General features: G+C 73.5%; 11 protein-coding genes and 1 pseudogene. 2 read left to right on the top strand and 10 right to left on the bottom strand.

All coding sequences use genetic code 11. From position 1 onward, the window contains the following. Window positions 1-60: 60 nt before the first annotated feature. The 3 genes from OG505_RS20010 to OG505_RS20020 all read right to left on the bottom strand — a co-directional run bounded on the left by OG505_RS20010 (window position 61) and on the right by OG505_RS20020 (window position 4,861). Window positions 61-681: an HAD family hydrolase gene (locus OG505_RS20010; RefSeq protein ID WP_405426484.1), complete on the bottom strand. Its 621-nt coding sequence runs from the start codon at window positions 679-681 to the stop codon at window positions 61-63. Beyond that, window positions 681-4,295, bottom strand: a complete 3,615-nt coding sequence (smc, locus tag OG505_RS20015; RefSeq protein ID WP_405426486.1) for a chromosome segregation protein SMC — start codon at window positions 4,293-4,295, stop codon at window positions 681-683. Before smc ends, OG505_RS20010 begins: the two co-directional genes overlap by 1 nt. Before the next feature lie 371 nt (window positions 4,296-4,666). After that, window positions 4,667-4,861 carry a hypothetical protein gene (locus tag OG505_RS20020; protein WP_007456482.1) on the bottom strand — a complete coding sequence of 65 codons (195 nt, stop codon included), beginning with the start codon at window positions 4,859-4,861 and terminating at the stop codon, window positions 4,667-4,669. A 374-nt stretch (window positions 4,862-5,235) separates the two neighbouring features. On the opposite strand from OG505_RS20020, the gene OG505_RS20025 reads away from it, so the two are divergent. Both OG505_RS20025 and OG505_RS20030 read left to right on the top strand, forming a co-directional pair. Beyond that, complete coding sequence (locus OG505_RS20025) at window positions 5,236-6,357, top strand: CAP domain-containing protein (RefSeq protein WP_405426488.1); 1,122 nt, start codon at window positions 5,236-5,238, stop codon at window positions 6,355-6,357. A gap of 116 nt (window positions 6,358-6,473) precedes the next feature. Beyond that, the gene (locus OG505_RS20030) at window positions 6,474-7,316 is read left to right on the top strand and encodes an endo alpha-1,4 polygalactosaminidase (protein ID WP_405426490.1); all 843 of its coding nucleotides are present in this window, start codon (window positions 6,474-6,476) and stop codon (window positions 7,314-7,316) included. A gap of 60 nt (window positions 7,317-7,376) precedes the next feature. Here OG505_RS20030 and OG505_RS20035 read toward each other — a convergent pair whose 3' ends face one another. The 7 genes and pseudogenes from OG505_RS20035 to OG505_RS20065 all read right to left on the bottom strand — a co-directional run bounded on the left by OG505_RS20035 (window position 7,377) and on the right by OG505_RS20065 (window position 14,069). After that, the gene (locus OG505_RS20035) at window positions 7,377-9,596 is read right to left on the bottom strand and encodes an MMPL family transporter (protein ID WP_405426492.1); all 2,220 of its coding nucleotides are present in this window, start codon (window positions 9,594-9,596) and stop codon (window positions 7,377-7,379) included. Between the two features lie 221 nt (window positions 9,597-9,817). Continuing rightward, a complete protein-coding gene (gene mutM, locus OG505_RS20040; protein ID WP_405426493.1) occupies window positions 9,818-10,675 on the bottom strand; it encodes a bifunctional DNA-formamidopyrimidine glycosylase/DNA-(apurinic or apyrimidinic site) lyase in 858 nt (285 codons plus the stop codon). Between the two features lie 229 nt (window positions 10,676-10,904). Beyond that, window positions 10,905-11,621, bottom strand: a pseudogene (rnc, locus tag OG505_RS20045) (ribonuclease III); the annotation flags it as partial. Next, window positions 11,618-12,583, bottom strand: coding sequence for a phosphate acyltransferase PlsX (locus OG505_RS20050; protein ID WP_405434614.1), 966 nt, complete (start codon window positions 12,581-12,583; stop codon window positions 11,618-11,620). The gene OG505_RS20050 and the pseudogene rnc, both read right to left, overlap by 4 nt. A 135-nt stretch (window positions 12,584-12,718) precedes the next feature. After that, a complete protein-coding gene (gene rpmF / locus OG505_RS20055) occupies window positions 12,719-12,892 on the bottom strand; it encodes a 50S ribosomal protein L32 (protein WP_030335284.1) in 174 nt (57 codons plus the stop codon). Window positions 12,893-12,897: 5 nt separating this feature from the next. Continuing rightward, a complete protein-coding gene (locus OG505_RS20060; RefSeq protein ID WP_405426496.1) occupies window positions 12,898-13,461 on the bottom strand; it encodes a YceD family protein in 564 nt (187 codons plus the stop codon). A gap of 110 nt (window positions 13,462-13,571) precedes the next feature. Next, window positions 13,572-14,069 (bottom strand): hypothetical protein, encoded by a 498-nt coding sequence (locus OG505_RS20065; RefSeq protein ID WP_405426498.1) that lies wholly within the window; start codon window positions 14,067-14,069, stop codon window positions 13,572-13,574. Between the last annotated feature and the right edge of the window lie 53 nt (window positions 14,070-14,122).

Here is a 14,122-nt window from a genome sequence, read left to right on the forward strand (position 1 = left end):
CCGACGCTCAAGGGCGACTCGGAGCCCGGCTCGAGCAGATGCTCGGGTGACCCACCCGGCTCAGTACGCGAGCGCGGCCCGCAGGTAGCGCAGGTCGGCGTGACCGCCCCAGCGGTGCGCCGACAGCCCGGCGGACCGGGCGCCCCGCACGGCCCAGTCCTCGTCGTCGACGAAGAGCACCCGGGCCGGCGGGGTGGCCAGCGCCTGGCAGGCGGCCTGGAAGTACTCCGGCGTCGGCTTGTGCACCCCGAGCGTGGAGGAGTTGACCACCACGTCCAGCTCGCCGACCAGGCCGAGCGCGGCCAGGTCGGTGTCGAGCAGGTCGGTGGCGTTGGTGCCCAGCCCAACCCGGACGCCCGCCGCGCGGACCTCCCGGACGAACGCCAGCACCTCCTGGTCGACCTCTCCCCGGTAGCTCTGCCACTGCTCCACGGCGGCGCGAGCCCGTTGGGGGCTGCCCACCGACTCGGTCAGGGCGTCGGCCACGCTGCTCACCCACTCGGCGTGACTGACCTGGCCGGTGAGCACCGGCTGGAGCCGTCCCCACTGCATGGCGATGTCGCCGAGCACCCCCTCGGAGAGGCCGTACTCCCGCTCGACACCGGCGGCCACCGCCGGGTCCCACCGACGCAGTACGCCGTCGAAGTCCAGCAGGAGCGCCGTCGCGCGTTCCCGAGCCACTACCCGTTCTCCTCGCCGCGGCCGGGCCGCTGGTCGTCCTCGTCGGCCCGGTTGAGCCGTTGACTGATCACCTGGGTGACCCCGCTGCGCATGGTCACCCCGTAGAGCGCGTCGGCGATCTCCATCGTCCGCTTCTGGTGCGTGATGACGATCAGCTGACTCTTCTCCCGCAACTGTGCCAGCAACGTGATCAGCCGACCCAGGTTCACGTCGTCCAGGGCCGCTTCCACCTCGTCCATGATGTAGAACGGGCTCGGCCGGGCGCGGAAGATCGCCACCAGCATGGCCACTGCGGTCAGCGACCGCTCGCCACCGGAGAGCAGCGACAGCCGCTTGATCTTCTTGCCCGGCGGTCGGGCCTCGACCTCGACGCCGGTGGTGAGCAGGTCCTCGGGGTCGGTGAGGATCAGCCGACCCTCGCCGCCGGGGAAGAGCACCGTGAACACCTGCTCGAACTCCCGGGCCGTGTCCTCGAACGCGCTGGCGAAGACCTCCAGGATCCGCTCGTCCACGTCCTTCACGACGGTCAGCAGGTCCCGCCGGGTGGCCTTGAGGTCCTCCAACTGCTCGGAGAGGAACTTGAAGCGCTCCTCCAGCGCGGCGAACTCCTCCAACGCGAGCGGATTGACCTTGCCGAGCAGGGCCAGTTCGCGTTCCGCCTTGGCGGCCCGCTTCTCCTGCACCGGCCGCTCGTAGCGCACCGGCTCGGGCACCGGCAGACCGTCGCGCTCGGCCGCCGCCACGTCCGCCTGGGTCGGCGGAACGGGCTGGGCGGGGCCGTACTCGGCGACCAGCGTCTCGACGTCCAGTCCGAAGTCCTCGGCGGCCTTCGCCTCCAGCTGCTCGATGCGCAGGCGCTGCTCCGCGCGGGCCACCTCGTCGCGGTGTACCTGGCTGGTCAGCCGCTCCAGCTCCGCGCCGAGCCGCTTGGCTGCCCCGCGTACCTCCTGGAGTTCGGCCTCGCGGGCGGCGCGCTCCCGCGCGACGGCGTCGCGGTGTTCCTCGGCCGCCGCGAGCGACGTGGTGAGTCGGGTGAGCGCCGCGCGGGCGCCGCCGGCCACGGCCCGGGCGATGCCCGCGCCCCGAGTGCGCGCGGCCCGCCGGGCCGCGGCCCGTTCGCGCGCGGCCCGCTCCGCGGTGGCCTGCCGGGCGAGCGAGTCGGCCCGGCCGGCGATCGAGGAGACCCGCTCCTCGGCGGTACGCACGGCGAGCCGGACCTCCATCTCGTTCTGTCGGGCCTGCGGCACCATGGCGGCGAGCTGGTCCCGTTCCTCGGTGGAGGGCTCGGCGTCGACCGGGGTCTCCTCGGCCAGCCGCAGCCGTTCCTCCAGCTCGTCGAGCGTGGCGAGGTCCCGCTGTCGGGCGGCCTCGGCACGGGCCCGGGACTCACCCAGCCGGTCGGTCTCCGCCTTGGCCGAGCGGGCGGCCGCGCCCAGCTCGGCGAGCCGGCGGGCGGCGGCGTTGCGGTGGCTCTCCGCTTCGCGCTTCTCGGCGGCGGCGTGCTGCACGGCCTCCTTGGCGGCGGCCACCTCGGCACGCGCCTCGACGAGCTGGTCGCGCAACTCGGCGCCGGCCTGTTCGGCGGCGAGCCGATTGGTGCGGGCCTCCTCGACGGCGGCCTGCACCTCGATGTAGCTGGGCGCCTTGGCCGATCCGCCGGCCGCCGCGTACGCCCCGACCACGTCCCCGTCCGGGGTGACGGCCCGCAGCTCGGGGTTGCCGGCGACCAGCTCGGCCGCGGCGGCGAGATCGTCGACCAGCGCCACGTCGCGCAGCGCCCGGTGCACGGCGGGGCGCAGCTCGTCGGCGCACTCGACGAGGTCGGGGGCCCAGCGGGCGCCGTCGGGCAGCTTCGGACGCAGCGCGTCGGCCGAGCCGGTCATGCCGGGCCCCGCCGGGCTGCCGACCAGCAGGCCGGCCCGGCCGGCGTCGGAGATCTTCAGCAGGCGCATCGCCTCGACGGCCTCGTCCACCCCGCTGACGGCTACCGCGTCGGCGAGCCCACCGAGTGCGGCGGCCAGCGCTGCCTCGTGCCCCGGCGCGACGGTGAGCAGCCCGGCGAGGCTGCCGAGCAGGCCGGGTACGTCCCCGGCGCGGGCGAGCAGCGCTCCCGCGCCGTCCTTGCGCCGCAGACCGAGGGCGAGCGCCTCCTCGCGGGCCTTCCAGGTGGCGGCGTCCTTCTCGGCGGCCCGCTCAGCGTCGGTCAGCGACCGGACGGTTGCCTGCGCCCGGTCCTGGACGGCGACCGCCTCGGCGTGCCGGGCGTCCAGGTCGGCGTTGTCCCGGTCCGCCTCGGTGGACTGCGCCGCCACCGCGTCCAGGTCGGCCTGCGCCTGCTCGGCGCGGCCCAGCGCGTCGGCGTGCGCGACCGCGAGGCGTTCGATCTCCTCGCCGGCGCTGGTGGTGCGGGCGCGGGCCGAGTTGACCTGGCCGGTGAGCCGGGCCATGCCCTCGCGCCGGTCGGCGATGGCCTTGGCGGCGGCCACCAGCTCCCGCTCGGCGGCGGCGAGCTGCCGTTCCAGCTCCTGGCGGTGCTCGACCGCCTCGGCCAGCCGGATCTGGTCGTCGGTGAGCGCCGCGCGCAGCTCCTCCTCCTGCTCGCGGACGCGTTCCGCCTCGGCCTCGAGCTGGTCCGGGTCGCGGCCGGGCCGCTCGTCGTCGCCGCTGGCGCTGAGGTGCCGCAGCCGCTCGCGGGCCAGTTGCTCGATCGAGCGGAAGCGTTCCTGCAGGGCGGAGAGCTTGTACCAGGTGTCCTGCGCGGCGGCGAGCAGCGGCGCGTCCTCGGCGAGGGCGGCCTCCAACTCGCCGAGGCGGCCCTGCACCTCGGTGTGCTCGCCCTCGATCTGCTCGCGCCGCTCCCGCAACGCCGTCTCGTCGGCGATCTCCCGGTCCAGGGTGGTCCGCAACGTGGCCAGGTCGTCGGCGAGCAGTCGCAACCGCGCGTCGCGCAGGTTGGCCTGGATGGCGGCGGCACGCCGGGCCACCTCCGCCTGCCGGCCCAGCGGCTTGAGCTGGCGGCGCAGCTCGGCCGTGAGGTCGGTGAGCCGGTTGAGGTTCACCTGCATCGCGTCGAGCTTGCGCAGCGCCTTTTCCTTGCGCTTGCGGTGCTTGAGGACGCCGGCCGCCTCCTCGATGAACGACCGGCGGTCCTCCGGCTTGGCGTGCAGCATGCCGTCGAGCCGGCCCTGACCGACGATGATGTGCATCTCCCGGCCGATGCCGGAGTCGGACAGCAGCTCCTGGATGTCGAGCAGGCGGCAGGAGTTGCCGTTGATCTCGTACTCGCTCTCGCCGGAGCGGAACATCCGGCGGGTGATGGAGACCTCGGTGTACTCGATCGGCAGCGCGCCGTCGGTGTTGTCGATGGTGAGGGTGACCTCGGCGCGGCCCAGCGGCGCCCGGCCGGCGGTGCCGGCGAAGATGACGTCCTCCATCTTGCCGCCGCGCAGCGCCTTGGCGCCCTGCTCGCCGAGCACCCAGGCGATGGCGTCGACGACGTTGGACTTGCCGGAGCCGTTCGGGCCCACCACGCAGGTGATCCCGGGCTCCAGCTTCAACGTCGTGGCGGAGGCGAAGGATTTGAAGCCCTTCACCGTCAGGCTCTTGAGATACACCTACTCGATCCTCGTCCGGTGGCCGCCGTACCGTCGCCGGCTGCGCGGACCTGGGTGAACCCGCAGACTAACCCGCTGGCGGCACCGACCCGGCACGCGACCCGCCCCGGGCCGGCCCGCCGGGCGACGCGGAGGGTGACCGCGGGCCGACCGCGCTGTTGTGACGCAGGGGCCGATAAACACAAACAGCGTTCATGATCGGCCCGCCGCTCGGCTTGTTTCGACGAAACTGTGCGGCGGTTATCGCGGGGCCGGCTACAAGATCACAAATGGTCGGACGCGAAAGGCGCCGGACAGCGTTGCGCGCCGGCACAGAGGTGTCGGCGCGCATTTTTGCGGTGGTGCTGCGATTCAGTTTTCCGCCCCGAAGATCAGGTCAGCGCCGGCTCGGCGAGACGGAGCAGGTCGTCCGCTTCCGCCGCAGCCGCCGCGAGCCGATCATTGTCGGCACGCAGACGCGTGATCTCGAACTCCAGTGCCTGAACCCTGGCACGCAGTCGGGTGACCTCGTCGAGCAGACGCCGGTCGGGCGCTGCACCTACGTGGCCGTAGAGGGCCTTCGCCATGCTGACTCCTTGATATGCGCTGCCGGAAAGGCCGGCCAACGCGCGCCCAATTTTGTACGCGGCTGTCATTCCAGCTGTATCTGGGCATGACCGGGCGCGACTGGCGACACCTATATATTGAGCCGCAAACCCCTCCTTCGTCAAGTTCTCGCAGGCCGTAGATCATCTCCACGTCGACCTGTCCACTTGTCGGGGGGGCTGCCGCAAGGCACGGACACGCTCTGTCCGGACACCTTTACTGTACGCCCGGATTCGGGGAAGTCAGCGCCTTGGCGTCCGACTTCCTCTTAACTCTTCCTTAGCCACGTTGCCGCAGCTCGCGGGCGAGTCGTAGCGTCACCCCGGCCCGCAACCGACCCCGTGGAGGCACAGGCGTGTACGGCTGGACCGACCCGATGGACCCGAACGGCGCCCCCCGGCGCGCCGAGCGGCCGACCGACGAGCCGGACTGGCTGCGCGACCGCCCGGAGCCCCGCTCGGCCTACCTGTTCGGCGACGACCCCGACCAGCCCGGCGACGAGTGGCACCGCGCGGAGCCCACCGCCCGCTGGCAGTCCGCGCCCGTGCAGGCGCCGGCCACCGGATGGCGGGGCCACGAACGGGGCGACGAACCGACCAACGGCTGGCGCGGCGACGTACGGCCCACGGAGATCGCCGACGGGTGGCACGCCGAGGCCGACGCGTACACCACCGGCGGCGGGAACACGGAGGCCGCCGGCGACGGGCGGACCGGCAGCGGTCGGCACCGCTCGCCCCGGCGCTGGCGTCGCCCGCTGATGATCGGCGGCGCGGCCGCGGCAGCCACCCTCGTGGTGAGCGTCGGCGTCGGCGCGCTCGCGATGCCCGGCGGGAACGGCCCGGCCGACGAGCCGACCGCCGTCGACGACACCGTCGCCGCCGCGCCCGCGGTCCCGACGGGCGAGCCGGCGGGCGACACCCTGGTCGCCCCCTCCCCGACCAGCTCGCCCAGCCCGGCACGGCCGAGCCCGTCGCCGAGCAAGGTGGTCAAGCCCACCCCGGCCGCGTCGCGGACCACCGCCACGTCCCGGCGCAGCGCCGAGCGCAGCAAGGCCCCGAGCACCACCAGTGGCTCCGGGGGCGCCAGCGGCACGCTCAGCGCCCAGGCCCAGGAGGTGGTGGACCTGGTCAACGCCGAGCGCGCCAAGGCCGGCTGCAAGGCGCTGAGCGTCGACGACAAGCTGATGACCGCCGCGCAGCGGCACAGCCAGGACCAGGCCGACCACCAGAACATGTCGCACACCGGCAGCGACGGCAGCAACACCGGCGTCCGGCTGGACCGCGTCGGCTACGCCTGGCGCACCTACGGCGAGAACGTGGCGTGGAACCAGAAGACGCCGACGGCCGTGATGGACGCCTGGATGAACAGCTCCGGGCACCGGGCCAACATCCTCAACTGCGCGTTCACCGAGATCGGCGTCGGCATCGCCAGCAGTAACGGGCCGTACTGGACGCAGGTCTTCGCGGCGCCGCGCTGAGAGCGCGTCGTCCGCGCCCCCGCGCTCGTTGGACCCGGTGAGGCACGCCGGACCGGACGTGGGGGCGGCGCGCCGGTGTGGGCGGCGACCAGCCGCCCGGGACCCGGGAGCTGCCGATGCGGATCCGGCTGCGGCGACGTGCCGCCGCACGCCCGCTGCGCCGGATCGTATCGGCCGGCGTCGCGCTCATCCTGGTGCTGCCGGCGTACGGATGTCGGCGCGAGCTGATCCCGCCGGGCGCGCCCACCCCGTGGCCGGCCACCCAGGCCCGCCACTGGCAGTGGCAGTGGCAACTCGACGGCCCGCTCGACCCGACGGTGGCCGCCGACGTCTTCCTGCTCGACCCGGTGGCAACCACCGCCGCGCAGACGGCCGAACTACGCGCCCGTGACCGGCGGCTGATCTGCCAGGTTCCCGTCGGCTCGCTGCGCTCGACCGACCCGGACGCCAGCCGGGTGCCCGCCGCCGTGCAGGGCGCGGCCGGCCCACAGCCCGGCAGCCGGTGGCTGGACGTACGGCTGTGGGACGCGTTGGAGCCGGTGCTGGCCGACCGGTTCCGGCTGTGCCGGGGCAAGGGCTTCGGCGCGGTCGCTCTCTTCGACGCCGACGGGTACGCCCACCGCAGCGGTTACCCGCTCGGCTTCGACGACCAACTGCTGTTCAACCGCCGGCTGGCCCAACTGGCCCGCACACTGGACCTCTCCCCCGGGCTGGTCAACGACGTGCCGCAGCTCGCGGCGCTGGCACCGGACTTCGACTTCGTGGTCAACGAGGAGTGTGTCCGGCTGGACCAGTGCGCCAAACTGCTGCCGTTCGTGGACGCGGGCAAGCCGGTCTTCCACGTCGAGTACTCCGGCTCGACCGACGACTTCTGCGTCACCACGGTCGGCTACGGCTTCGCGTCCATCCGCAAGAACCGGACGTTGGACGCCTGGCGGGAACCCTGCGTGTTGCCGTGACACCCGGACGGCACGTGCCGGGCCGCGAATCGCGGCCCGGCACGAGAGACGACCGGCTACTCAGGAGACGGGCACCAGCTCCGGCGCGGGCGCCGGCGGCTCGGTGGGCGCGGGCGCCGGGCTTCGGCGCAGGAACCGCGGGGCCCACCAGTTCGCGTCACCGAGCATCGTCATCAGGGCGGGCAGCACCACTCCCCGGATGATCGTGGCGTCCAGCAGGATCGCCGCCGCCAGGCCGATGCCGAGCTGCTTCATGTCGATCGTGCTCAACGTGGCGAAGATCGAGAACACCCCGACCATCACGACCGCCGCGCTGGTCACCACCCCGGCCGACGACGTGATGCCGTACGACACCGCGTCGCGGTTGGACATGCCGGCCCGGACCCCCTCGCGGATCCGGCTCACCACGAACACGTGGTAGTCCATCGAGAGGCCGAAGAGCACCACGAAGAGGAACAGCGGCAGCCAGGACACGATCGCGCCCATCGAGGTGAAGCCGAGCAGTCCCTCGGCCCACTCGCCCTGGAAGACCAGCACCAGCAACCCGTACGCGGCGCCGGCGGAGAGCAGATTCAGCACGATCGAGCTGGCCGCCACCACCACCGAGCGGAAGGTGAAGGCCATGACCAGGAACGTGAGCACCAGCACGAAGCCCATCACCAGCGGCAGCTTGTCGCGCACGTGCGCCGCGTAGTCCTCGCTGTCGGCCACGCTCCCGCCGACCGCGTACTCGATCCCGGGGATCCCCCGCAGCTCGGCCGGGACCAGGTCGGAACGCAGCTTCTCCAGCGACTGCACCGACCGGTCGTCCCGGCTGGCGTACGGGGTGGCGACGTCCAGCACCGACACCCGCCGGTCGGCCGACACCTTGATCTTCGGGCCGTCCGCCTCGGTGGGGGCGAACAGCGGGTCACCGCCGGCGCGGGCGGCGAGGTCGGTGAGCGCCGCGTTGACCCGGTCGGCCTGCTCGGCCGGCGCCCGGACGGCCACCACGTGGTTGGTGCCGGTGCTCGGGAAGGCCGCGGTGAGCCGGTCGTACGCCTGCATGGCCGGCGTGGTGCGGGGCAGGTCCTCCATGCCGGGGAACTTCAGCTTCATGCCGAGCGCCGGCGCGGCCAGCGCGAGCAGCAGGCCGACCGAGATGACGAGCGTCGCCACCGGGGCGCGCAGCGCGGGCCGGAGCACCGCCGGCCAGAGCCGGGGCGTACGCGGCTCGCCGTGCCGGCCGGTGCGCGGCGCGGTCAGCCGCCAGAGCAGCGGCACCCGGGGCCGGTCGACCCAGCGGCCCAGCCTGGCCAGCAGGGCCGGCAGCACGGTCAGCGAGCCGGTCACCGCGACGGCGACCACCAGGATCGAGCCGACGGCCAGGGACGAGAAGACCACGTCACCGGCGAGGAACAGCCCGGCCATCGCGATGATCACGGCGAAGCCGGAGACCACCACGGCGTGCCCGGAGGTCTCCGCGGCGATCTCCACCGCGTCCAGGCCGGAGCGGCCCTTGGCCCGTTCCTCCCGCTCCCGGCGGATGTAGAACAGCGAGTAGTCGACCCCCACCGCCATGCCGATCAGCAGGATCACCGGTGACGTGGTGTCGGTGGCCGGCACGAGGTGCGAGGCGAGGGTGGACAGGCCCATCGCGGCGGCGACCGAGGAGAGCGCCAGCAGCACCGGCACGCTGGCCGCGATCAGCGCGCCGAACGCGATGATCAGGATGGCCAGGGTGACCGGCAGGCTCAGCAGCTCGGCGCGCTCGAAGTCCTTGCCCAGGGTGTCGTCGAGCGCCTGGCCGATCGACGGCCCGCCGACCTGCTCGACGCGCAGCTGCGGGTGCGCGCTCTGCACGGTGGCGGTGGCGTCGCGCAGCGGCTGCACCCGGTCCGACGCGGTCTCCGGGTCACCGGCCATGGTGATCGGCAGCAGCAGGGCTGCCCCGTCCCGCGCGGTGACCGGCGGGCCGACCTCGGCGACCCCGGTGACCGTGCGCAGCCGGGCGGCCGCGTCGTCGGCGGCCGCCTTCGCCGCCGCCGGGTCCAGGGCGCCGCCCCGGGAGGTGATCAGGACGTTCTCCACGGCCGGGTCGCCGAAGGCCCCGTCGTCCACGATGAGGCTGGCCCGCCCGGCCTCGCCGATCGCCTGGTCCCCGCTGGTGGCCTCGGTCAGGCCGGCGGCGTTACCGCCGACGAAACACACCGCCACGAACACGACCCACAACGCGATCGCCCGCCACGGATGCTCGGCGCTCCACCGCGCCATCCGCACCGTCACCGGTCTGTTGCCCATCTCGTGTCCCCCTGTCACGTCGACCCCTTGTCAACGGTGCTGACGTTAGGGTCGTCACGAGGCGGTCACATCGGGGAAGGGCCCCCGTCCGCCCCGGAGTCGGTCCGCCGGGGGCGGCGGGCCCGCCGGACGGGCATCAACCGCGATTCGGGCGTACGCCGGGGTGTGGCCCGGAGCGTCCGGCCGCGACCCGCCGGCGCCGACCCGGAGCCGGCTCCGGGTCATCCCCGAAGGACACCCCGAGGCCGGGGCTGGCAGCGCGGGCAGCTGAACGAGGAGCGGTTCATGAACGACTCGCGGCGGATCGGCGCTCCGCACCGCCGGCACGGCTCGCCCTCGCGGCCGTAGGCGTTCAGCGACCGGTCGAAGTAGCCGCTCTCGCCGTTGACGTTGACGTAGAGGGCGTCGAAGCTGGTGCCGCCCTCCTTGATCGCCTCAGCGAGCACGTCGCGGACGTGGCCGAGCAGACGCTGCGCGGCCGGGCCGGTCAGCGCGTCGGTGGGGCGGGCGCCGTGCAGCCCGGCACGCCAGAGCGCCTCGTCGGCGTAGATGTTGCCCACGCCGGAGATCAGCGTCTGGTCGAGCAGGGCCCGCTTCACCTCGGTCCGTCGGCGACGCAGCGCGGCGACGAACGCCGCGTCGGAGAACTCCGGGTCCATCGGGTCGCGGGCGATGTGCGCGATCTCCGCGGGGAGGTCCGCGCCGCCCTCGCTGACCGCGAGCCCGCCGAACGTGCGCTGATCGACGAAGCGCAGCTCGGGCCCGTCGTCGGCGAACCGGAACCGCACCCGCAGGTGGGTCTCGTCGGGTGTGCCGGGCGGCTGGAGCAGCAACTGACCCGACATGCCCAGGTGCCCGACCACCGCGTCGCCGCTGTCCAGCGGAAGCCACAGGTACTTGCCGCGCCGGCGCACGTCCACGATGGTCCGGCCGGCGAGCACGTCGGCGAAGTGCGCGCCGCCGGGGACGTGCCGCCGCACGGCGCGCGGGTGTCGGACCTCGACCGAGGCGATCCGCCGGCCGGTGACCCACTGGGCCAGCCCCTGCCGGACGGTCTCCACCTCGGGCAGCTCAGGCACGGCGTACACCCGCGGCGCCGGTCGGGGCCTCGGCGTCGCGGGCCTCGGCCGGACCGCCGCCGTTGGCGGACGTCGGCCGCTCGGGCGGGGTCTGCTGGTCCGCCACGTCGGCCGGCATGGCCTGCGCCAGGTGGTCGGCCTCCTCGGCCCGGGCCGCCTGCTCGGCGCTGTCGGGCGGCCCGAACGGCTCGCCCTGGTCGGCCCCGTTCTGCTGGTCCTGCTGGGCGTTCTGCTCGTGCTGCTCCGTGAGCATCCGCCAGGCCGCCTCGGCGGCCCGCTGCTCGGCCTCCTTCTTGCTGCGGCCCTCCGCGCCGCCGTACCGGTTGCCGGCCACCACGACCCAGGCGGTGAACGTCTTGAGGTGGTCCGGTCCGGTGCCCTCGATCCGGTACTCGGGCACGCCGAGACCGAGCGCGGCGGTCAACTCCTGGAGGCTGGTCTTCCAGTCCAGGGCGGCGCCCCGACCGGCCGACTCGGCCATCAACGGGTCGAAGAGCCGGTGGATCACGATCCCGGCGGTGTCCAGCCCGTACTGGAGGTAGATGGCGCCCAGCAGCGCCTCCAGGGTGTCGGCGAGGATGCTCGCCTTGTCCCGGCCACCGGTGGTCTCCTCGCCCTTGCCGAGCAGCAGGTACGCGCCGAGGCCGTCCGGGCCCAGGCCACGGGCCACGTCGGCGAGCGCCCGCATGTTGACCACGCTCGCCCGCAGCTTCGCCAACTGCCCCTCGGGCAGGTCCGGGTGGTTGTGGAACAGCGCCGTGGTGATCACCACGCCGAGGACCGAGTCGCCGAGGAACTCCAGCCGCTCGTTCGTCGGCAGGCCACCGTTCTCGTACGCGTACGAGCGGTGGGTCAGCGCGCGTTCCAGCAGGTCCGGTTCCAGGCTGACGCCGAACGCGGCTTCCAGGTGAGCGACGGACGCCCGCCGCCGCTTGTCGTTGCTCATGATGTGCGTACCTCGGTGTCGGTGGAGCGGTCGGTGCGGTCCGTCGCGGCGTCGCCGTCGAGCAACGCGGAGACCAGTTCGGTGGCACGGCGTCGCCACAGGTGGGCGGCGAGGGCGATGCCGGAGGTGACGTCGTCGGCGCGAGCGGAGCCGTGACAGACGACCACCGTCCCGGCGACGCCGAGCAGGGCGGCCGCCCGGGGGGCGCCACCGCCGACGGGCGGCCCGCCAGCCATCGCGTACGCGCCCTCGATCGCCTTGAGCAGCACGTTACCGGTGAAGCCGTCGGTGACCACCACGTCGGCGCGCGCGCCGAGAGCCACGTCGTACCCCTCGACCAGGCCGACGTAGCGTGCCTCGCAGGGCAGCGGTTCGACGGCGAGCAGGGGGTCGGTGGCACGGCGTACCCGGTCGCCCTTGCCGGCCTCGGTGCCGACCGAGAGCAGGCCGACCCGCGGCCCGACGACCGAGTGGGCCACCGCGGCGTACGCGGCGCCGAGCACGGCGTGTCGGGCCAGGGTGGCGGGGCGGGGCTCCAGCGAACCGCCGACGTCGAGCAGCACCACCGGCCCGGCGACCGCGGGCAGAGTGGCGACCAGGGCGGGTTGGCGGATCTCCGGCCAGCGCCCGAGCCCGAGCACGGCGGCGGTGACCGTGGCGCCGGTCGCGCCGGCCGAGACGAGGGCGTCGGCGGTGCCGTCGCGGACGGCGGTGACGGCGGCCCGGACGGTGCTCTCCGAGCGGGCGGCGCTGGGATGGTCGGCCATGCCGACGGCGGCGCGGACCGGTCGGACCGTGATCCGGGTCCGATCGGCCGGGGCGAGGGCAGCGATCAGCGCGTCGGCGACCTCGGTCGGACCGACGAGCAGCAGGTGCAGATCGGGATCGGCGCGCATGGCACGCAGAGCGCCGTCAACCACGACGGCGGGAGCGTCGTCCCCGCCGAGGAGGTCAACGGCGATCCGCGCGGTGCCCGGCTCCGCCGGAACACCGGCCGGGTTGGGCCGGCCAGCGTCGGAGGGAGCCGGGGCACCGGGCGAATGCCAGGTTGCGCGCGCCGCCCGACCTGGGGTCGGGGGCGTCACTCGGCGTCCAGGTCAGACCTCGAGAACCTGGCGGCCGTTGTAGGTGCCGCAGACGGAGCAGGCGGCGTGCGGCAGCTTCGGGGACTTGCACTGCGGGCACGCGACGGTCGCGACCACGGTCGCCTTCCAGTTCGCCCGGCGGGACCGGGTGTTGCTGCGCGACATCTTGCGCTTGGGGACGGCCACGGTTCTTACTCCTCTGTACGGGTCAGTTGCGACAGGCCCGCCCAACGCGGGTCGATCTGCTGGTGACTGTGGTCGGCCGGCAGATCGTCCCAGTGCGCCCCGCATTCGGGGCACAGTCCAGGGCAGTCCTCCCGGCAGAGCGGGTTGGTCGGCAGCGTGAGCACCAACGCGTCCCGCAGCGCCGGCTCCAGGTCGATCAGATCGCCCTGCATCCGGCCCACCTCGTCCTCGTCGGTCGTGGCGTCCGTGGTGCTGTTCTCGTACGCGTACAGCTCCTGGATCGCCACGGCCTTCGATTCGTTGATCTCGCGCAGGCAACGCCCGCACTCGCCCCGGATGGGACCGGTGATGGTCCCGGAGACGAGCACGCCCTCGGACACCGACTGCAACCTCAGATCGAGGTTGAGGTCCGCGCCCTCCGGCACGCCGATCAACTCCACACCGAGGTCCGCCGGTGCCGGCACGACCCGCTGGACCTCACGCAACGCGCCAGGGCGACGCGGCAGGTCCCTCGTGTCGAGGACCAGCGGCGCCCTGGGGTCGAGTGTCGATGGCGAGTGCTTGGGCATAGTCAGACTCCGGCCGGTGAGAGGCCGACAAAAAAGGTTACCTGGGCGACCGCCGGACCGTCGAACCGGGGGGACGCCTGCGGCGAGAATGTCGGCTGGTGAGGTGCCGCTCAGAAGGGTAGCGGGCGTTCCGCCTCCTCCCCACCGAAGGTGCCGATCTCCCGCAGCGCGTGCATCTTGTCGCGGCCACGCTCTATCGAGGCGAGGGCCCGGGTGAGGAACTGCTCGAAGTTGGCCAGCGCGGTGTCGACGTAGTCGTCGACCTCCTCGCGCAGGCGCTGCGCCTCGGCGCGGGCCTCGGCGATGATCCGGGCGCCCTCGTGCTCGGCCGACACGGTGATCTCGTTCACCGAGACGAGGCGGGCGTGTTCTGCCTCACCCTCGCTGATGATCCGGTCCGCCTCGCGCTTGCCGGCGTCCATGATCTTGTCGCGCTCCTCGAGGAGCGCGGCGGCCCGACGCAGGTCGGCGGGGAGGTCGGCGCGCATCTCGTCCAGGGCTGCGATCATCTCGCCCCGGTCGACCATGCAGTTGTTGCGCGACATCGGGACGGAGCGCGCCTGCTCCACCATGGCGATCAGTTCGTCGATGCGATCGAGCGGGTCCACCGGTACCTCACTCCTGTCGTTCGTCGGCCGACCTCCATGATGCGGGCCACGGC

The sequence above is a fragment of the Micromonospora sp. NBC_00617 genome (assembly GCF_045161355.1).
Lineage (GTDB): Bacteria > Actinomycetota > Actinomycetes > Mycobacteriales > Micromonosporaceae > Micromonospora.

What these genes read in the sequence shown, in the direction of transcription:
- OG505_RS20020 (WP_007456482.1), bottom strand. Translation starts at nt 4,861, where the DNA reads ATGGCGAAGGCCCTCTACGGCCACGTAGGTGCAGCGCCCGACCGGCGT.
- OG505_RS20030 (WP_405426490.1), top strand. Translation starts at nt 6,474, where the DNA reads ATGCGGATCCGGCTGCGGCGACGTGCCGCCGCACGCCCGCTGCGCCGG.
- OG505_RS20035 (WP_405426492.1), bottom strand. Translation starts at nt 9,596, where the DNA reads ATGGGCAACAGACCGGTGACGGTGCGGATGGCGCGGTGGAGCGCCGAG.
- OG505_RS20060 (WP_405426496.1), bottom strand. Translation starts at nt 13,461, where the DNA reads ATGCCCAAGCACTCGCCATCGACACTCGACCCCAGGGCGCCGCTGGTC.